Origin of the sequence: Microbacterium sp. SLBN-111, from assembly GCF_049739645.1 — a bacterium.
GTDB lineage: Bacteria > Actinomycetota > Actinomycetes > Actinomycetales > Microbacteriaceae > Microbacterium.
The window spans coordinates 395,990-413,891 of the sequence record NZ_JBMGQH010000001.1 but is presented as its reverse complement, the minus strand read 5'-3'; the positions used below and the strand labels follow the sequence as shown (position 1 = coordinate 413,891).

Below are 17,902 nucleotides of genomic sequence, written 5' to 3'. Positions count from 1 at the left end.
CAGAATCCCGCGGAACTCGCAGGATTCAACGCCGATTCTGCGAACTTCGTGCGATCCTGCAAGTTTCGTCGCGGCCTGGGCGCTAGAGGTGCAGCCCGGCCGCCACGGCGCGCGCGATCGTCCGCTCGACGCTTGCCCAGTCGTGCACGATCTGCGTGTAGGAGAACCGGAAGACGGTGTAGCCACGCAGCCGTAGTTCGGCGTCGTGAGCGATGTCGGCGCTGCGCTGCGCCGACGAGGAGTGAAATTCCCACCCGTCCACCTGCACCACCAACCGGTCTCCGATGACGTGGTCGACCGGCCGCCCCGCGATCACGACCTGCTGGCGCACGCGCAGGCCCATCCCGCGGATCCGCGTCGTGACATACGTCTCCAGCCCCGAATCGGAGAGTCCGCCGACATTCTCGGCGAGTTCGCGAGCGGCGGGCCCCGGCCACGCCACACGGCGGAGCGCCGCCGGATCCAGTCGTTCGGCCCGCGCGGCCGCCTCCCAGATCACGAGCGCGTCCTCTCGACCCACACAGAGCGCGATGTGGGCGAGCGAATCCTCCACCGACTCGAGCAGGGTGTCCTTCCCCGTCGGCGCGATCGGTTTCGTCCAGTGCACGCGGCCCGAGAACCCCGGCGGCAGCCCGGTCGCCGCAGACCCTGGGGTGCGGTGCAGGTGGACGGTAGGTGGGAGACCTGGCGGCATCCACCACCCGCGCACGCGGGCAGCGGAGACGCAGGCGACTCTCGCGCCCGCGCGCGCGGCCGCGACGAGCGGCTCCGGCGGGGTGCCCGCCACGATCCAGTGGCGGCGGACGATCTCCACGCCCCCGCCGCGCGCCGCTCTTCTCACCGCGTCGACGGAGTAGCCCGCATCCGCTGCGGCGCGACGGGCAACGATTCCGCCCCGGCCGATGACCCATTCCCGAAGATCCACGTCCCGAGCGTGCCCGACCGTCGCTCCCCGCTCTGTGGGCTCAGAGCCCAGATGGGGATAGCTGTGCGAAGCGCCCGGGTGTGGAGGAACGGCCGCGAGCTCACGATGTTCGCAGAATCCCCCTTTCTTCGCAGGATTCCGCCCGGATTCTGCGAAGAAAGCGTGATTCTGCGAGATTCGCGCCGCCGCAGCCCCGCGCCCCGCCGCGCGCCGTCAGATGTGGACGCGGGCGACGGTCTCGCCGTACTCCGTCTCGCCGACCGGCTCGAAGCCGGCGCGGAGGAAGAACGCCTCGGGGCCGCCGACGCCGGGTTCGTAGATGACGTCGACGTGGTCCATGCCGCGACTCCGCGCCTCTTCGAGCAGCTGGCCCAGGGCGAAACGGCCGACGCCGCGCCCCTGGTCGTCGGCGTCGACGTTGATCCGCCACAGCACCGACCGGAAGTGCTCCTCGTGCGCTTCGGGGTCGAAATTCGCGCTCACGAAGCCGACGACCTCGTCGCCGTCCAGCACGACGCGTTGCCACGAGGTCTGGGGATCCATCACCGTGGCGGCGATGCCGTAGCTCACCGGAGCGAGGAACTGCTCCTGCCCGGGCTTCAGGGACAGGTTGTTCACCGCCACGATCGTGGAGGCGGAGAGTTCGACGAGACGAAGGTCGGCCATGCGCCCAGGCTATCCGCCCCGCTGATCCGCGCAACATTCTGGATGCCATCGCTCTGGCATCCACTCGATAAACGCGATCCACGGCGCGAAACGCGACGTGCCGCCGTTTCCTGGCGCGAATCGCGTTTATCGGGCAGGAGAGGGCGCGAACTATCTCGACATCAAGAGACTTTGCGCCGGTGCGATAGGCTGAAGCGCAACCCTGGCCGCCTCTACGGAGAGATTCGACGTGCCCGATTCCACCATCATCTACACGTACACCGACGAGGCGCCGGCGCTTGCTACGGCGTCTTTCCTGCCCATCGTGCAGGCCGTCACGACGCAGGCGGGAGTCGATGTCGAGACCCGCGACATCTCGCTCGCCGGCCGCATCCTCGCCGCCTTCCCGCAGCGCCTCACGCCCGAGCAGCACGTGGGCGACGCGCTCGCCGAGCTCGGCGGCCTCGCCACGCTTCCCGAGGCCAACATCATCAAGCTGCCGAACATCTCGGCATCCATCCCGCAGCTCAAGGCCGCGATCGCCGAGCTGCAGGCCCAGGGCTACGACATCCCCGACTACCCCGACGACGCGTCGAGCGTGGAAGACAAGGACGTGCGGGCGCGGTACGACCGCATCAAGGGCTCCGCGGTCAACCCGGTGCTGCGCGAGGGCAACAGCGACCGCCGCGCCCCGCTCGCGGTGAAGAACTACGCGAAGAAGCACCCGCACCGCAACAAGCCCTTCGCCGAGGGCTCGAAGACCCGCGTCGCGACCATGGGTCACGACGACTTCAAGAGCAACGAGAAGTCCTGGGTCGCCGCCCACGACGACGTGCTCACCATCCGTCACACCGCCGAAGACGGCACGGTCACGGTGCTGAAGGACAACCTGAAGGTCCTCCCGCGCGAGATCGTGGATGCCACGTTCCTCTCGGCCGCGGCCCTCGACGCGTTCCTCGCCGAGACGGTCGCCCAGGCCAAGGCCGACGACGTGCTCTTCTCGGTGCACCTCAAGGCCACGATGATGAAGGTCAGCGACCCGATCATCTTCGGCCACGTCGTGAAGGCGTACTTCGCCGACGTGTTCGCGCAGTACGGCGACAAGATCGCCGCGGCGGGTCTGAACCCGAACAACGGCCTCGGTGGCATCCTGTCGGGCCTCGGCTCGGTCGAGGGCGGCGACGAGATCGCCGCGGCGTTCGAGAAGGCCGTCGACGCCGCCGCGCGCGTGTCGTACGTCAACTCCGACAAGGGCATCACGAACCTCCACGTCCCCTCGGACGTGATCGTGGATGCCTCGATGCCCGCGCTCATCCGCAACGGCGGCAAGCTGTGGGGCGCCGACGGGGGAGAGGACGACACGCTCGCCGTGATCCCCGACTCCTCGTACGCCGGTGTGTACCAGGCCGTGATCGACGACGTCATCGCCAACGGTCCGCTGAACCCGGCCACGATCGGTACCGTCCCGAACGTGGGCCTCATGGCCCAGGCCGCTGAGGAGTACGGCAGCCACGACAAGACGTTCGAGATCGCCGCCGCCGGCCGCGTCGAGGTCGTCGACGGCGACGGCAACGTCGTCATCGAGCACGACGTCCAGCCCGGTGACATCTGGCGCGCCACGCAGACGAAGTACGTCGCGATCGTCGACTGGGTGGGCCTCGCCGTCCGCCGTGCCCGCGCCACGAACGTCCCGGCCGTGTTCTGGCTCGACGTCAACCGCGCCCACGACGCGCAGATCATCGCGAAGGTCTACCAGGCCCTCGCCACGATCGACACGCACGGCCTCGAACTCCTGATCCTCCCGCCGGCCGAGGCCACGCGCTACACGCTTGCGCGCCTTCGCCACGGCCTCGACACCATCTCGGTGACCGGCAACGTGCTGCGCGACTACCTCACCGACCTGTTCCCGATCCTCGAGGTCGGCACGAGCGCCAAGATGCTCTCGATCGTGCCGCTGCTCGCGGGCGGTGGACTGTTCGAGACCGGTGCGGGCGGCTCCGCGCCGAAGCACGTGCAGCAGCTCCTCGAAGAGGACTACCTCCGCTGGGACTCCCTCGGTGAGTTCTTCGCCCTCGCCGCCTCGCTCGAGCACTACGCCGGCTTCACCGGCAACGCCCGCGCGCAGGTGCTCGCCGACACGCTGGATGCCGCGACCGGCACGTTCCTCGAGAACGACAAGTCGCCCGGCCGCGCGCTCGGCACGATCGACAACCGCGGCAGCCACTTCTACCTCGCCCTGTACTGGGCGCAGGAGCTGGCGAAGCAGACGACGGATGCCGACCTCGCCGCGGTCTTCGCGCCGGTGGCCGAGGCCCTCGCCGCGAACGAGTCCACCATCGTCGAGGAGCTCCTCGCCGTGCAGGGCCACCCGGCCGACATCGGCGGCTACTACCGTCCCGACACGGCGCTTGTCGAGAAGGTCATGCGTCCGTCCGCGACGCTGAACGGCATCATCGACGCCCTGCGCTGATCGCCCGACCCGAGAGGGGCGGATGCCACTGGCATCCGCCCCTCTTCCGTTCCTGCCCCGGCGGCATCCTGCGGGGCCGACCGCCCGGACCCTGCGCGGTACACAACGAAGGAGTTGTGCCGGCCGGCGCGCGTGTTTCCGGCCGTGCGGAGCTGCGGGCTGGGTGTTTTCCTTCGTTGTGTCCGCCGCCTCGCTGCCGAGGCCACGGGCGGGTACAACTCCGGCACAACCCGGCCCGTCCCGCCGCCCGAGGGTGCGAGCGCCCGGCTGCGCAGGAGTTGTGCGCGGCGGCGCCCGGCGCACGAAAGAGGGGCCGGATGCCGTGGCATCCGAGCCCTCTCGCGAAGCGGCTCAGTAGTGGACCGACACCTCGGTGCCGCGGTAGGCCCAGTCGTAGACCTCCTTGGCCGCGGCGATCGTCATGTTGATGCAGCCGTGGCTCATCGGCGTGCCGAAGTTGTTGTGCCAGTACGTGCCGTGGAAACCCTCGTCGCCGTTGAAGTACGACACCCAGGGCACGTCCTTGGTGCAGTAGTCGTAGCCGGGGACGCAGCCCATGTCCTGCATCTCGGTCTTCCAACCGATGCGGAAGTTGCCGGTGTGGGTGGCGTGCTCACCGGCACCCGACGAGATCGTGTACGTGCGGTACACCTGACCGTTCTGGTACAGCGTCGTCGTCTGCGTGCTGAGGTTGACGTCGATGTGGCGCTCTGTCTTGGTCGTCTGGAACGGCGTCTCGGTGACGGTGAGGGCGAACTTGCCGTTCGCCTGGGCCAGCTGCGCGGCGAAGGCGGCGGCGATGCCCGACGTGTCGCCCAACGAGCGTCCGGTCTGTCCCTCGGTGAGGGTCTTGATGACCTCGCCGCCCGTGTCGACGATGACATCCGCGTTGACGGCGCCGCGGTCGACCTGGCCCGCGAGCCCGTCGACCACCTTCTGGATGCCGGCCTGATCGGCGGTGACCGGGAAGTCGCCCTTGCCGTCGGAGGTGACGGTGAGCCACGACGCGGCGGTCGCCCGATCGACGGGCACCGTGCGCTCGTCGCCGATGTAGAAGCCGATGGTGTCGAGGATGCCGTTGAGGGCCGTCACGGCGGCGTCGGCCTTCTCCGTCGTCACGGCGGCGTCGACGGAGACGAGGCTCGCCTGGACCGTGGTGGTCGGGGTGCCGGCGTCGAACGCGGACTGCAGCGCCGCGGTCACGGGGGCGATGTCGATGCCCTCGCCCGCCTGGGCCGGGGTCGACACGTACTTCTGCGAGGCCGAATCGAACGCGACGGTCGCGTCGACCGGAGCGCGGTAGGCGCCCGGCGCGCGCTCGCGCAGCACCGCGGCCGCGGTGGTCGGGTCGACCTGGATCTGGACGCCGGTACCGGCGGGGAACCACGACGCCGGCTTCCACATGGGGTTGTCGGCGAACGCCTTCTCGGCGATGGCAGTGGCGTCCACGGTGGCGCCGAGATCGGCGCCGCTGACGGTGACCTCGCCGGCGGGGCTCTCCACGGTCACCTCGGTGTTCGCGAGGTGCGCCGAGATCGCCTGCGCCGCGGCTCCGGCGGTGAGGCCGCCGATCTGCACACCCGCGACGGAAGCGCCGGGGGCGATGAGCACGAGCGACGCCGCGATCAGGGCGACCGCGGTTGCGCCCGCGGGGATGCCGATCCAGAGTCCCGAGCGGTTCTTCCGCTTCGCGGGCTCGGCAGGAGCCCAGGCGTAGGTGACGCCGTCGGTGCCGTTCGCGCCGTCGGTCATAAGTGAACCCCCCGAGAAGTCAGTCTTCTCATGCTAAGCGGGTACCCTTCGGCGCAGCCGTGAGGTTTGTCACGTTCTGATTACGCCGACGGCACGTCGCTCGGAAAGCGCAGAGCGCGCCCCGCGAGAGCAGTTCTTCGGGGGCTCAGCCCAGGCGTCGACGGCCGTTGAGAGCGCCGAACGTCACCGCGACGATCGCGAAGATCAGCCCGATCCAGGCTTGCCCCATGCTCCACCACGCGATGGTCGCCGCCGCGTACACGAACAGCTCCACGATCGCGCGGACGAACGGGTGCACCGCGAGCACCGCGCGCGGCGACACGAACAACGCCCACACGAGCAGCGCCAGCAGGGGCGCGCCGATGCCGGCGACGATGTTCCACGGGAACGGCCAGCCGGTGAAGCCCCAGATCGCGAGCGTCACGAACGCGACGACACCGCACAGCACGCTGCCGATCTCGACCGCGGTCGGGCGCGGGCGCATGCCGGGGGCGAGGGGCGCCTGCGCGCTGACGTGGGGAGTGTCGGTCACCCCGCCATTTTACGCGGGCGGGGGAGGTCGGCATCCGGGATACCTCACGGGCGAGGCGTTCTCCCGGGCGCGTCGCGGGGGAAACCGGGTAGGGTGAGGGCGTCGCGACTGGCGTTGAGGTGGGGAACCACCGGGGAGCGACCGCTTGACGGTATTCGACCGCACGCCTGGGTCGGTGCGGTAACTCCGCGGACTCGCCCGAGCCTGCGGCATCCGGAACCATCGTCAAGGAGATCGCATGACCGATCCGTACTTCAACGCCCCGCTCTCGGAGGTCGACCCCGAGATCGCCCAGGTGCTCGAGCGCGAGCTCGATCGCCAGCGCGGCTATCTCGAGATGATCGCGTCCGAGAACTTCGTCCCGGTCTCGGTACTGCAGTCGCAGGGGTCGGTGCTGACCAACAAGTACGCCGAGGGCTACCCGGGTCGCCGCTACTACGGCGGCTGCGAAGAGGTCGACGTCGCCGAGGAGCTCGCGATCGAGCGCGCGAAGGCGCTGTTCGGTGCGGGTTTCGCCAACGTCCAGCCGCACTCGGGCGCCTCCGCGAACGCCGCCGTGCTGCACGCCATCGCCCGTCCCGGCGACACGCTGCTCGGCCTCGCCCTCGACCAGGGCGGCCACCTGACCCACGGCATGAAGATCAACTTCTCCGGCCGCCTGTACGACATCGTCGCGTACGGCGTCGATCCCGAGACCTCGATCATCGACATGGACGAGGTGCGTCGCCTGGCGCTCGAGCACAAGCCGAAGGTCATCATCGCGGGCTGGTCGGCGTACCCGCGCCAGCTCGACTTCGAAGCCTTCCGCGCGATCGCCGACGAGGTCGGCGCCTACCTGTGGGTCGACATGGCGCACTTCGCCGGTCTCGTCGCCGCGGGCGTCCACCCGAGCCCGATCCCGCACGCCCACGTCGTGTCCACCACGGTGCACAAGACGATCGGCGGCCCCCGCTCCGGTCTGATCCTCACCAACGACGCCGACCTGGCCAAGAAGATCAACACCGCGGTCTTCCCCGGTCAGCAGGGCGGTCCGCTCATGCACGTCATCGCCGCCAAGGCGACCGCGTTCAAGCTCGCGAAGACGCCCGAGTTCAAGGAGCGCCAGGAGCGCACGCTCCGCGGTGCGTCGATCCTCGCCGACCGCCTCACCCAGGACGACGTGAAGGCCGCAGGCATCGCGGTCCGTTCGGGCGGCACCGACGTGCACCTCGTGCTCGTGGACCTGCGGGAGGCCGAGATCGACGGCAAGCAGGCCGAAGACCTGCTGCACGAGATCCACATCACGGTCAACCGCAACGCCGTCCCCAACGACCCGCGCCCGCCGATGGTCACGTCGGGTCTGCGCATCGGCACCCCGGCCCTCGCGACCCGCGGCTTCGGCGACGCGGAGTTCACCGAGGTCGCCGACATCATCGCCCTGGCCCTGCTGCCGGGTGCCGACCTCGAGGCGCTGCGCACCCGCGTGGCCGCGCTCACGGCGGCGTTCCCGCTGTACCCCGGCCTGCAGCAGTGATCCCCGCCGGGGGCCGGCGTCGCGCGTTCCGCGGCGCCGGGCCCTGGCATCCGGTGTCCGCCGTCCTCTCGGTTCGGGCACCCCCCTCGCGAGAAACGCGATCCGCGGCGGGAAACGCCACGCCAGCGCGTTTCCTCCCGCGAATCGCGTTTCTCGGCAGACAGCACCGAGCACCGAGCACAGCGCACCGACTTACACCCAGGAAGAGGGATGCCATGACGGCGACGATTCTCGACGGCAAGGCCGCTGCCGCGGCGATCAAGGCGGAGCTCGCCGAGCGGGTCGCCGCGCTGCGTGAGCGCGGGGTCGTCCCGGGCATCGCCACCGTGCTGGTCGGCGCGGACCCCGCGTCGCAGCTCTACGTGGGGATGAAGCACAAGCAGTCCGAGGCGATCGGCATGAACTCGATCCAGGTCGAGCTGCCCGCCGAATCCACGCAGGAAGAGGTCGAGGCGGTCATCGACGGTCTCAACGCCGACCCGTCCTGCCACGGCTACATCGTGCAGCTGCCGCTGCCGAAGCACCTCGACACCGACGCGATCCTCGAGCGCATCGATCCGGCGAAGGATGCCGACGGCCTCCACCCCACGAACCTCGGGCGTCTCGTGCTCAACGTCAACGCGCCCATCACGACGCCGCTGCCGTGCACGCCGCGCGGCGTCATCGAACTGCTGCTCCGCAACGACTACGACCTGAAGGGCAAGGAGGTCGTCGTCGTCGGCCGCGGTGTCACGATCGGCCGCTCCATCGGGCTGCTGCTCACCCGGCGCGAGATCAACGCGACCGTGACCCTCACGCACACCGGCACGGTCGACCTGGCGAAGCACCTGCGTGAGGCCGATGTCATCGTCGCCGCCGCGGGCGTGAAGCACATCGTGCGCGCCGAGGACGTCAAGCCGGGTGCCGCGGTGCTCGACGTCGGTGTCACGCGCGAGGTCGACCCCGAGACCGGCAAGAACCGCGTGTACGGCGACGTGCACCCCGATGTGGCCGAGGTCGCCGGCTTCCTCTCGCCCAACCCGGGCGGTGTCGGCCCCATGACGGTGGCGCTGCTGATGACCAACGTCGTCGAGGCCGCGGAGCGCGCCGCCGGCCTGTAATCCGCGGACTCGGCGTCCCGCGCTCCGGAGAGTCGGGGCCCTCGGGACGCCGGGTCCCCGCCCGCAACGGCAACGACCGGATTCTTCCGGATCCCGGCACGACCGCGGACGGTGAACCGTCGACCCACGCCGCCTGAACAGACGAAGCGCCGTGCGCAACGGGGAGGCGGAGACCGCGGAGACGTGTCAGAGTTTGTTCATGACTGCCTCCGTGCTGAACGACCTCCTCCGCCGCGTCACCGACAGCGGCCTGCTCGACGAGCCGACGATCGACGAGGACACCGTCGTCGGTCTCGCCCACCTGGATGCCGCGGGCGTCGAGGTCGAGGTCGACCTCGACCCCGAGATCGAGGACGTCGACGACCCCGACGTCGACGCGATCGTGGCGTCGCTGTCCGACATCCTGTCGGTCAGCGAGGACCGCTGGCGTGCGATCGTGGACGAGGTCGCGACCGAGATCGAGGACGCTCTCGAGGACGACGAGATCGACAGCGAGATCGACCTGCGCACCGACCTCGAGGCCGTCGGCGTGGGGGTCTTCGCCGACGCGATCATCGTGGTCTTCGCCGGCGCGACGTCGTTCCCCGACGCGCTCGTGCACGTCCAGCTCACGCCCGAGCTCGAGGTCGAGGACATCGAGATCGTCAGCGACGACGATGAGGACGACGAGGACGACGACGAGGACTGACTCGTGACGAAGGGAGCCGGACGCGAACGTCCGGCTCCCTTCGCGTGCGGTCAGTAGCTCCCGCGCGGGGTCGGGGAGGGGCGGACGAACCGCGCGGCCAGGGCCTCGGACGCGCGCGCCAGCAGGGCGACGTCGGCTCCGACGGCGACGAAGTCCGCGCCCGCGTCGAGATACGCCTCGGCGACCGCGGGGTCGAACGCGTTCACCCCGACCGGGATGCCGGCGGCGTGGGCCGCGGCGAAGACGCGGTGCACCGCCTCGACGACATCCGGATGCGACTGCTGCCCCAGCAGGCCGAGGGACGCCGACAGGTCCGCGGGGCCGACGAAGATGGCATCCACCCCCTCGACGGCCGCGATCTCGGCCGCGGCCTCGACTCCGGCCACGGTCTCGATCTGCACCGTCACCGACACGTGCTCGGCGGCGTCGGCGAGGTAGCCGTCGACGCGGTTCCACCGGGCGCTGCGGGCCAGGGCGCTGCCGACACCGCGGATCCCGGCGGGCGGGTAGCGCGTCGCGGCGACGGCGGCGCGGGCTTCCTCCGCCGAGCCGACCATGGGCACGATGATGTTCTGCGCGCCGATGTCGAGCACCTGCTTGATGAGCACCGGGTCGTTCCACGGCACCCGGACCACCGGGGTCACGGGGTACGCGGCCGCCGTCTGGAGCTGCGCCAGCACCGACTCGAGCGACAGTGCGCTGTGCTCCATGTCGACCAGCAGCCAGTCCAGCCCCGACCCGGCGGCGATCTCGGTCGCGACCGTGCTCCCCGTGCACACCCACATACCGGCGAGCGGACGATCGGATGCCGCGAGGGCGGCGCGGAAAGTGGGGGTCAGACGAAGCGACACGTGAGGGTTCCCATCGGTCCGAAGTCGCACGACACGTCATCGCCGCGCGACACCCACATCGGGCGCGTGAACGATCCTGCCAGGATGATCTCGCCCGCCTCCAGGCGCGCGCCGTGCTGGGCGAACTTGTTGGCCAGCCACGCGACGCCGGTCGCCGGGTGGCCGAGGACCCCCGCGGCGACGCCGGTCTCCTCGACCTCGCCGTTCCGGCTGAGGACGCCCGGCACCCACCGCAGGTCGATCTCGTCGGGGCGCTTGTGCACGTCGCCGAGCACCATCGCGCCGTAGGCGGCGTTGTCGCTGATCGTGTCGACGATCGTGCGCCCCTCCAACTCGATGTGCGAGTTGAGCACCTCCAGGGCGGGGACGGCGTAGTCGATCGCGGCGAGGGCGTCGTCGAGCGTGCAGTCAGGGCCCTCGAGCGGCGCCTTCAGCACGAACGCGAGCTCGACCTCGACGCGCACGTTCGAGAAGTGGTCCACCGGGATCTCGTCGCCGGAGCGATACACGGTGTCGTCGAACATGACGCCGTAGTCGGGTTCGGTGATCCCCGTCGCCTGCTGCATCGCCCTCGACGTCAGGCCGATCTTCCGCCCGACGAGCGTGCGACCGGCGGCGACCTGCGTATCGCGCCAGCGGCCCTGGATCGCGTAGGAGTCCTCGACCGTGGCATCCGGGTACCGCGCGGTGATCCGCGGGATGACCGCGTGCGTGCGGTCGGCCTCGGCGAGTTCGGCGGCGATGTCGTCGATCTGTTCGTCGGTGAGCATGGGTTCCTTCCGAAGCGTCGCGTCGGGCGCGTTGCCGGTGCCGGTGGGGCGTGTCCCACTTTGTGCCGTTTCGGGGCTCGTCTGCTGCACGAAGTGGGACATGCCTGGGTGGGAGGGAGGGTTTACAGCTGGTTGCCGAGCTTGAACTCGGGACCGGATGCCTCGGGGGCGCGGGTGTACGAGAAGCCGTCGGCGCCGATCGTCACGGCCATCTCGCTCGAGTCCGTACGGGCACGGACCGGCTGCGGGATGCCGTCGAGGTCGAGCACGAGCGAACCGTCGGTGTACCACGACGGGACGACGGGGTTGCCCCACCAGTCGCGGCGCTGGTTGTCGTGGACGTCCCACGTGATGACGGGGTTGTCGGGGTCGCCGGTGTAGTAGTCCTGCGTGTACACCTCGACGCGGTGCCCGTCGGGGTCGCGCAGGTACAGGTAGAACGCGTTCGAGACGCCGTGCCGGCCGGGGCCGCGCTCGATGGCATCCGATCGGCGGAGGGCGCCGAGCTTGTCGCAGATCGCCAGGATGTTGTGCTTCTCGTGAGTAGCGAAGCACACGTGATGCATGCGGGGCCCGTCGCCGCCGGTCATCGCGGTGTCGTGCACGGTGGGCTTGCGGCGCATCCACGCGGCGTACACGGTGCCCTCCTCGTCCTGGATGTCCTCGGTGACGCGGAAGCCCAGCGCCTGCATGAAGCTCACCGCGCGAGGGACGTCCGGCGTGATCTGGTTGAAGTGGTCGAGGCGCACGAGCTCGCCGGGAGAGTGCAGGTCGTACCGCCACGACAGGCGCTCCTGGTGCTCGGTGTCGAAGAAGAACTCGTACGGGAACCCGAGGGGGTCGACCACGCGTACCGAGTCCCCGATGCCCTTGGTGAAGCCGTTCGGTGCGCGGCGGACGTCGCAGCCGAGTTCCTCGTAGAACGCGACCGCCTTGTCGAGGTCTTCCGTCGACCGGACGCGGTACGAGAACGCGGCCACGGCGGCGACCTCGCCGCGACGCAACACGAGGTTGTGGTGGATGAACTCCTCGGTCGATCGGAGGTAGATCGCCTCGTCGTCCTCCTCCGTCACGTGCAGCCCGAGCACGTCGACGTAGAACTCGCGGGATGCCGCGAGGTCGGTGACGACGAGCTCCATGTACGCGCAGCGGAGGATGTCGGGCGCGGGGGAGGCGGGCGCCGGAATCGGATTGTCCGCCCGGATCGGCGCCTCCTGCGACACGAAGAACCCCGAGGAGGTGCGGGTCATCTGGCTGCGGTCGGTCATCTCAGGCTCCCTTGCCGAAGGTGGGGTTGTGGGCGGGACCGAGCGTGATGTGCACGGCCTGCTGGTCGGTGTAGAAGTCGATCGAGCGGTATCCGCCCTCGTGGCCGAGGCCGGACGCCTTCACGCCGCCGAACGGGGTGCGGAGGTCGCGGACGTTGTTGCTGTTCAGCCACACCATGCCGGCCTCGACGTTCTGCGCGAACAGGTGCGCGCGCTTCAGGTCGTTGGTCCAGACGTAGGCGGCGAGGCCGTACTTCGTGTCGTTCGCCAGGGCCAGGGCCTCTTCGTCGGTGTCGAAGGGCGTGATGGCGACGACCGGGCCGAAGATCTCCTCCTGGAAGATGCGGGCGTCGGGCGCGACGTCGGCGAACACCGTGGGACGGACGAAGTTCCCCTCCGGGAAGTCGTCGGGGCGGCCGCCGCCGGCGACGAGGCGCCCCTCGGTCTTGCCGAGCTCGACGTACGACATGACCTTCGCGTAGTGCTCGGGGTGCACGAGAGCCCCGACCTCGGTCGCGGGGTCGTCGGGGTATCCGACCTTCACCCGGTCGGCCTGCGCGGCGTACCGCTCCACGAACTCGTCGTACACGGCCCGCTGCACGAGGATGCGGCTCCCCGCGGTGCAGCGCTCGCCGTTGAGCGAGAAGACGCCGAAGATGGTGGCGTCGATCGCGGCATCCAGGTCGGCGTCCGCGAAGACGATCGCCGGGCTCTTGCCGCCGAGCTCCATCGACAGGCCCTTCAGGAACGGGGCGGCGTTGGCGAAGATGATCTGCCCGGTGCGGCTCTCGCCGGTGAACGAGATGAGCGGCACGTCGGGGTGCTTCACGAGCGCGTCGCCGGCGTCCTCGCCGAGACCGTTGACGAGGTTGAACACGCCCTCCGGCAGCCCCGCCTCCTCGAAGATCGCGGCCCACAGGGATGCCGACAGCGGCGTGAACTCGGCGGGCTTCAGCACGACCGTGTTGCCCGTGGCGAGCGCAGGGGCGAGCTTCCACGACTCGAGCATGAACGGCGTGTTCCACGGCGTGATGAGTCCGGCCACGCCGATCGGCTTGCGGTTGACGTAATTGAGCTGGCGTCCCGGCACCTTGAAGGCGTCGTCGGTCTGCGCCACGATCAGGTCGGCGAAGAACCGGAAGTTCTCGGCCGCGCGGCGGGCCTGCCCGAGGGCCTGCGTGATCGGCAGGCCCGAGTCGAAGGACTCCAGCTCCGCCAGTCGCGCGTCGCGCGACTCGACGAGGTCGGCGATGCGGTGCAGCACGCGCGAGCGTTCGCGGGGCAGCATGCGCGGCCACGGACCCTCGGTGAACGCCGCGCGGGCGGCGGCGACGGCGGCGTCGATGTCGGCCTTCTTGCCGGCCGCGGCGCGGACGTAGGTCTCGTTCGTCACGGGGTCGAGCACGTCGAACTCGTCGCCGTCGATCGAGTCGACGAACGCGCCGCCGATGTAGTGCTGGATGCGCGCGGGCAGGTCTGCCGGGGTGCGGCGGGTCATGGGTGCTCCTTCGATGGAGGGGAGGGATGCCGGTGGCATCCGGTTCAGAAAGCCGGAAGGCCGAGCGACTCGTCGGGGTGCTCGTGGATGAGATAGGCGTCGAGGGTCGCGGACCGGTGTCGCCGGGCCGTCTTCTCGATCTCGGCGAGCGGGGCGCCGTTCTCGATCAGGACGAGGATGTTCTCGTGCTCGCGCACCGACTCGGCGGCGCGACCGGGCACGAAGCTGAAAGTGGAGTCGCGCAGGTGCCCCAGGCGCGCCCATTCCGCGCGGACGAGGTCGAGCATGCGCGGATTCGCGCACTTCTCGAACAGGGTCGCGTGGAACTCCTGGTTCAGCGCGGTGAAGGCCCGCGGGTCGAAGTGGTCGAGCGTCTCGACCATCAGCTCGTTGATGCGTCGCGCGTGGCGGACGTCCTCGGTCGTGAGGGCGCGCGCCGACAGCGCGGTGGCCGCGCCCTCGAGGATGCTCAGCGACTGCATGCTGAACCGGTACTGCGAGTCGTCGACCATCGACACGCGCGCGCCGACGTTGCGTTCGAACGTCACGAGCCCCTCGGCCTCGAGCTGGCGGATCGCCTCGCGCACCGGAACGACGCTCATGTCGAGGTCACCCGCGATCGTGCCGAGCACGAGCCGGTAGCCGGGGGTGAACTCCTGGGCCGCGATCCGCTCCTTGATCCAGTGGTACGCCTGCTGCGACTTGCTCTGCGCGTTCGCCGCGGTCGTGCTCGCCGGGGTCGTGGCGGCGGGGGTCATGGCATCCATTAGGCGTTCCTCTCGGCTTCGTAGCGCGCACGCCAGGCGGCGTTCATCGGGAAGAGTCCGTCGACGGGGTGACCGGATGCCACCTGGCGGGCGACCCACGCGTCCTCTTCTTCTTGCGCGAGGGCGGCGTCGGCGACCTCCTCGGCGAGGTTCGGCGGGATCACGATGACGCCGTCCCCGTCGCCGACCAGGATGTCGCCGGGTTCGACCGTGGTGCCGCCGCAGCCGATCGCGACGTCGGTCTCCCACGGCACGTGCCGACGGCCGAGGACGGCGGGGTGGGCGCCGGCGGAGAACACCGGGATGCCGACCGCCGCCACCGCTTCGGCATCCCGGACGCCGCCGTCGGTGACGATCGCCGCCGCACCGCGCGCGTGGGCGCGGAGCGCGAGGATGTCGCCGAGCGTTCCGGACCCGGTCTCGCCGCGCGCCTCGATGACGATGACCTCGCCCGTGCCGACCGCGTCGAACGCGCGCTTCTGGGCGTTGTAGCCGCCGCCGCGCGCGGCGAACAGGTCTTCGCGGTGGGGGAGGAAGCGGAGCGTCCGCGCGGTGCCGACGAACCGACTGCCGGGGGTCAGAGCGTGCACGCCGTCGATCGTGACGTCGTCGAGCCCGCTCTTGCGCAACTGCGCGCTGAGTCCCGCGACCGGAACGCGTTCGAGCTTCGCGCGGAGTTCGGGCGTGAGGGCGGGGGCCGGCGCCAGGCCCGCCGCCTCGGCGGAACCCCACGCCTCAAGCCGCTGCGTGTCGTCGACCGCGGGGAGGGAGCCGAGGGCGGCGTCGAAGGGTCGTGTGCCCTGGGTCACGGTCGTGCGGAGCCGGCCGGTCGACTGGGTCCCGGCCTCCACCTGCACCTCGACGACGTCGCCCGGCACGACCACGCTCGACCCCGCGGGCGTGCCCATGAGGATCACGTCACCGCTCTCGAGCGTGAAGTGCTGCGACAGGTCGGCGACGATCTGCGCGAGGGGGAAGAGGAGGCCCGCGGTGGAGTCGTCCTGCACCAGCTCGCCGTTGACCCACGTCCGCAGGCGCACCGCGGCCGGGTCGACCGAGCGCGCGTCCAGCAGCGCGGGGCCGAGAGGCGTGTAGCCGTCGCCGCCCTTGGATCGGACGTTCGAGCCCTTGTCGTTCGCGCGGAGATCGTAGAGCCCGAAGTCGTTCGCGGCGGTGAGGGATGCCACGTGCCTCCAGGCGTCGTCGGGGCCCACCCATCGCGCGGGCTCGCCGATGACGAGCGCGATCTCGCCCTCGAACGCGAGCAGCTCGGTGCCGGCGGGCCGCTCGATCTCGGCGCCCGAGGGGGCGAGCGAGCTGGACGGCTTGAAGAAGTACGAGGGCGCGGCGGGCCGGCGACCGCGCTGGTCGGCGCGCGAGGAGTACGAGAGGTGGACCGCGACGATCTTTCCCGGCCGGGCGCCCAGGACGGCGAAGCGGGGGTCGGTGGTGGTCATGAAGCTCCCTTGCGTCGTATTCGAAATCGTATATGATCCAGAAACGCTCCCGCAACTCGCACCGTCGGCGTCGACGGCGAAGCGGTGAGTCGACGACGACGTCACGAAGGAGTCCCCATGTCTCGCCCCTCATCCCCGGGCTTCACGCCCACCGGCACGATCTCGACGACCGGCGACCGGCGCCGCGTCGTCTTCGCCACCGTGGTCGGCACCACCGTCGAGTGGTACGACTTCTTCCTCTACGCCTCGGCGGCGGGCCTGGTGTTCGGCCAGCTGTTCTTCGCCCCTGCGGGTCAGGGGATCGCCCAGATCCTGTCCTTCTTGACGGTGGGTCTGAGCTTCCTGTTCCGCCCGCTCGGCGCGTTCCTGGCCGGGCACCTGGGTGACAAGTACGGCCGCCGGGTCGTGCTCATGCTGACGCTGATCCTCATGGGGGCCTCGACCACGCTCATCGGCGTGCTGCCTACGTACGAGGTCATCGGCGTCGCCGCCCCGGTGCTGCTGATCCTGCTGCGCGTGCTGCAGGGTATCTCTGCCGGTGGAGAGTGGGGCGGTGCCGTGCTCATGGCCGTCGAGCACGCGCCCAAGACCAAGCGGAGCCTGTTCGGTGCCTCGCCGCAGCTCGGCGTCCCGCTCGGCCTGCTGCTCGCGAGCGGCATGCTCGCGCTCATGGCGTTGATCGCTCCCGGCGACGCGTTCCTCGCGTGGGGTTGGCGCGTGCCGTTCCTGCTGTCGTTCGTGCTGATCCTCGTGGGCTACTACGTGCGCAAGAAGGTCGAGGAGAGCCCCGTGTTCCTCGAGCTCGCCGAGCGCAAGGAGAAGACCCGGATGCCGATCGTGCAGCTGTTCCGCAAGCACGCGCTGCTCGTGCTCGTCGCCGCGCTCGTGTTCGCCGGCAACAACGCCGTCGGCTACATGACCACGGGCGGCTACATCCAGCGGTACGCGACCAACCCGAACGGTCCGATCGGTCTCGCGACCGCCGACGTGCTCGGCGCGGTGACCCTCTCGGCGGTGTCGTGGCTCGTGTTCACGTGGCTCGGCGGGTGGATCGGCGACAAGATCGGCCGCCGCAACACGTACCTCCTGGGCTGGGCCGCCCAGCTCGTCGGCGTCTTCCTGCTGTTCCCGCTCGTGAACACCGGCAGCATCGGTCTGCTGACCCTCGCGCTCGTCGTCCTCACGGTCGGTCTCGGCCTCACCTACGGTCCGCAGGCGGCGCTGTACGCCGAGCTGTTCCCGGCATCCATCCGCTTCTCCGGGGTCTCGATCTCGTACGCGATCGGGGCGATCCTGGGCGGAGCGTTCGCCCCGACGATCGCGGAGGCGCTCGTCAAGGCCACGGGCACGACGATGTCGGTCACCTGGTACCTCGCGGGGATGACGGTGGTCGGTCTGCTCGCGACGCTCGTGCTGCGCGATCGCAGTGGCATCCCGCTGGGTCCGGACCACGAGGCGGAGCAGGAGCAGAGCCCGATCCGCGGCCTCGCGAAGGTCTGAGGCCTGTGCACCGGCCCCGCCGCACCTGCGCGGCGGGGCCTTTGCGTTTCGTGCGCGGCGGGGCCTTGCGTCGTGCGGGGCGACCCTCGTCCCACTTCTGACAGATCATGTCCCAGAACGTGCCGCTCAGGCGGCCCCGCGACAGCAAAAAGTGGGACGAGGGTCG

Annotated in this window: 15 protein-coding genes and 1 riboswitch; of the genes, 5 read left to right on the top strand and 10 right to left on the bottom strand. The window is 70.2% G+C overall.

The window, feature by feature from the left end; translation table 11 throughout:
* Window positions 1-82: 82 nt before the first annotated feature.
* Window positions 83-925: an endonuclease domain-containing protein gene (locus RKD05_RS01905; RefSeq protein ID WP_424707681.1), complete on the bottom strand. Its 843-nt coding sequence runs from the start codon at window positions 923-925 to the stop codon at window positions 83-85.
* Between the two features lie 213 nt (window positions 926-1,138).
* Entirely contained in the window at window positions 1,139-1,591 is a 453-nt protein-coding gene (locus tag RKD05_RS01900) for a GNAT family N-acetyltransferase (protein ID WP_424707680.1), read from the bottom strand.
* 229 nt (window positions 1,592-1,820) lie between these two features.
* Here RKD05_RS01900 and RKD05_RS01895 point away from each other — a divergent pair, with 229 nt between their 5' ends.
* The gene (locus RKD05_RS01895) at window positions 1,821-4,040 is read left to right on the top strand and encodes an NADP-dependent isocitrate dehydrogenase (RefSeq protein WP_424707679.1); all 2,220 of its coding nucleotides are present in this window, start codon (window positions 1,821-1,823) and stop codon (window positions 4,038-4,040) included.
* A 351-nt stretch (window positions 4,041-4,391) separates the two neighbouring features.
* Here RKD05_RS01895 and RKD05_RS01890 read toward each other — a convergent pair whose 3' ends face one another.
* Complete coding sequence (locus RKD05_RS01890) at window positions 4,392-5,792, bottom strand: L,D-transpeptidase family protein (protein ID WP_424707678.1); 1,401 nt, start codon at window positions 5,790-5,792, stop codon at window positions 4,392-4,394.
* 145 nt (window positions 5,793-5,937) lie between these two features.
* On the bottom strand, window positions 5,938-6,324 hold the full coding sequence (locus RKD05_RS01885) for a YrdB family protein (RefSeq protein ID WP_022877718.1): 387 nt from the start codon (window positions 6,322-6,324) through the stop codon (window positions 5,938-5,940).
* A gap of 94 nt (window positions 6,325-6,418) precedes the next feature.
* A riboswitch (ZMP/ZTP riboswitch) is annotated at window positions 6,419-6,504 on the top strand.
* 58 nt (window positions 6,505-6,562) lie between these two features.
* On the opposite strand from RKD05_RS01885, the gene glyA reads away from it, so the two are divergent.
* From glyA to RKD05_RS01870, 3 genes are all read left to right on the top strand, one after another.
* Window positions 6,563-7,837 carry a serine hydroxymethyltransferase gene (gene glyA / locus RKD05_RS01880; RefSeq protein ID WP_424707676.1) on the top strand — a complete coding sequence of 425 codons (1,275 nt, stop codon included), beginning with the start codon at window positions 6,563-6,565 and terminating at the stop codon, window positions 7,835-7,837.
* Between the two features lie 215 nt (window positions 7,838-8,052).
* Window positions 8,053-8,937, top strand: coding sequence for a bifunctional methylenetetrahydrofolate dehydrogenase/methenyltetrahydrofolate cyclohydrolase (locus RKD05_RS01875; RefSeq protein WP_424707674.1), 885 nt, complete (start codon window positions 8,053-8,055; stop codon window positions 8,935-8,937).
* A gap of 199 nt (window positions 8,938-9,136) precedes the next feature.
* Window positions 9,137-9,625: a cytochrome C5 gene (locus tag RKD05_RS01870; protein WP_424707672.1), complete on the top strand. Its 489-nt coding sequence runs from the start codon at window positions 9,137-9,139 to the stop codon at window positions 9,623-9,625.
* A gap of 50 nt (window positions 9,626-9,675) precedes the next feature.
* Here the strand turns inward: RKD05_RS01870 and RKD05_RS01865 are convergent, their stop codons facing one another.
* The 6 genes from RKD05_RS01865 to RKD05_RS01840 all read right to left on the bottom strand — a co-directional run bounded on the left by RKD05_RS01865 (window position 9,676) and on the right by RKD05_RS01840 (window position 16,236).
* Window positions 9,676-10,476 carry an HpcH/HpaI aldolase family protein gene (locus RKD05_RS01865; RefSeq protein WP_424707671.1) on the bottom strand — a complete coding sequence of 267 codons (801 nt, stop codon included), beginning with the start codon at window positions 10,474-10,476 and terminating at the stop codon, window positions 9,676-9,678.
* Window positions 10,461-11,246: a fumarylacetoacetate hydrolase family protein gene (locus RKD05_RS01860; RefSeq protein WP_424707669.1), complete on the bottom strand. Its 786-nt coding sequence runs from the start codon at window positions 11,244-11,246 to the stop codon at window positions 10,461-10,463. The genes RKD05_RS01865 and RKD05_RS01860 overlap by 16 nt, the downstream gene beginning before the upstream one ends.
* A gap of 122 nt (window positions 11,247-11,368) precedes the next feature.
* Window positions 11,369-12,514 (bottom strand): 3,4-dihydroxyphenylacetate 2,3-dioxygenase, encoded by a 1,146-nt coding sequence (hpaD, locus tag RKD05_RS01855; protein WP_424707667.1) that lies wholly within the window; start codon window positions 12,512-12,514, stop codon window positions 11,369-11,371.
* Window position 12,515: 1 nt separating this feature from the next.
* Entirely contained in the window at window positions 12,516-14,012 is a 1,497-nt protein-coding gene (gene hpaE / locus RKD05_RS01850; RefSeq protein WP_424707666.1) for a 5-carboxymethyl-2-hydroxymuconate semialdehyde dehydrogenase, read from the bottom strand.
* A gap of 44 nt (window positions 14,013-14,056) precedes the next feature.
* Window positions 14,057-14,779, bottom strand: coding sequence for a GntR family transcriptional regulator (locus RKD05_RS01845; protein WP_424707665.1), 723 nt, complete (start codon window positions 14,777-14,779; stop codon window positions 14,057-14,059).
* Window positions 14,779-16,236, bottom strand: a complete 1,458-nt coding sequence (locus RKD05_RS01840; RefSeq protein ID WP_424707663.1) for a fumarylacetoacetate hydrolase family protein — start codon at window positions 16,234-16,236, stop codon at window positions 14,779-14,781. Before RKD05_RS01840 ends, RKD05_RS01845 begins: the two co-directional genes overlap by 1 nt.
* Window positions 16,237-16,353: 117 nt before the next feature.
* On the opposite strand from RKD05_RS01840, the gene RKD05_RS01835 reads away from it, so the two are divergent.
* Window positions 16,354-17,736, top strand: a complete 1,383-nt coding sequence (locus tag RKD05_RS01835; RefSeq protein WP_424707662.1) for an MFS transporter — start codon at window positions 16,354-16,356, stop codon at window positions 17,734-17,736.
* The last annotated feature ends 166 nt before the right edge of the window (window positions 17,737-17,902 follow it).

Excerpts from the sequence above, each read along its gene's own strand:
- RKD05_RS01870 (WP_424707672.1), top strand. The coding sequence starts at position 9,137 with ATGACTGCCTCCGTGCTGAACGACCTCCTCCGCCGCGTCACCGACAGC.
- RKD05_RS01835 (WP_424707662.1), top strand. The coding sequence starts at position 16,354 with ATGTCTCGCCCCTCATCCCCGGGCTTCACGCCCACCGGCACGATCTCG.
- hpaD (WP_424707667.1), bottom strand. The coding sequence starts at position 12,514 with ATGACCGACCGCAGCCAGATGACCCGCACCTCCTCGGGGTTCTTCGTG.
- RKD05_RS01890 (WP_424707678.1), bottom strand. The coding sequence starts at position 5,792 with ATGACCGACGGCGCGAACGGCACCGACGGCGTCACCTACGCCTGGGCT.
- hpaE (WP_424707666.1), bottom strand. The coding sequence starts at position 14,012 with ATGACCCGCCGCACCCCGGCAGACCTGCCCGCGCGCATCCAGCACTAC.
- RKD05_RS01875 (WP_424707674.1), top strand. The coding sequence starts at position 8,053 with ATGACGGCGACGATTCTCGACGGCAAGGCCGCTGCCGCGGCGATCAAG.
- RKD05_RS01860 (WP_424707669.1), bottom strand. The coding sequence starts at position 11,246 with ATGCTCACCGACGAACAGATCGACGACATCGCCGCCGAACTCGCCGAG.
- RKD05_RS01900 (WP_424707680.1), bottom strand. The coding sequence starts at position 1,591 with ATGGCCGACCTTCGTCTCGTCGAACTCTCCGCCTCCACGATCGTGGCG.
- RKD05_RS01845 (WP_424707665.1), bottom strand. The coding sequence starts at position 14,779 with ATGGATGCCATGACCCCCGCCGCCACGACCCCGGCGAGCACGACCGCG.
- glyA (WP_424707676.1), top strand. The coding sequence starts at position 6,563 with ATGACCGATCCGTACTTCAACGCCCCGCTCTCGGAGGTCGACCCCGAG.
- RKD05_RS01840 (WP_424707663.1), bottom strand. The coding sequence starts at position 16,236 with ATGACCACCACCGACCCCCGCTTCGCCGTCCTGGGCGCCCGGCCGGGA.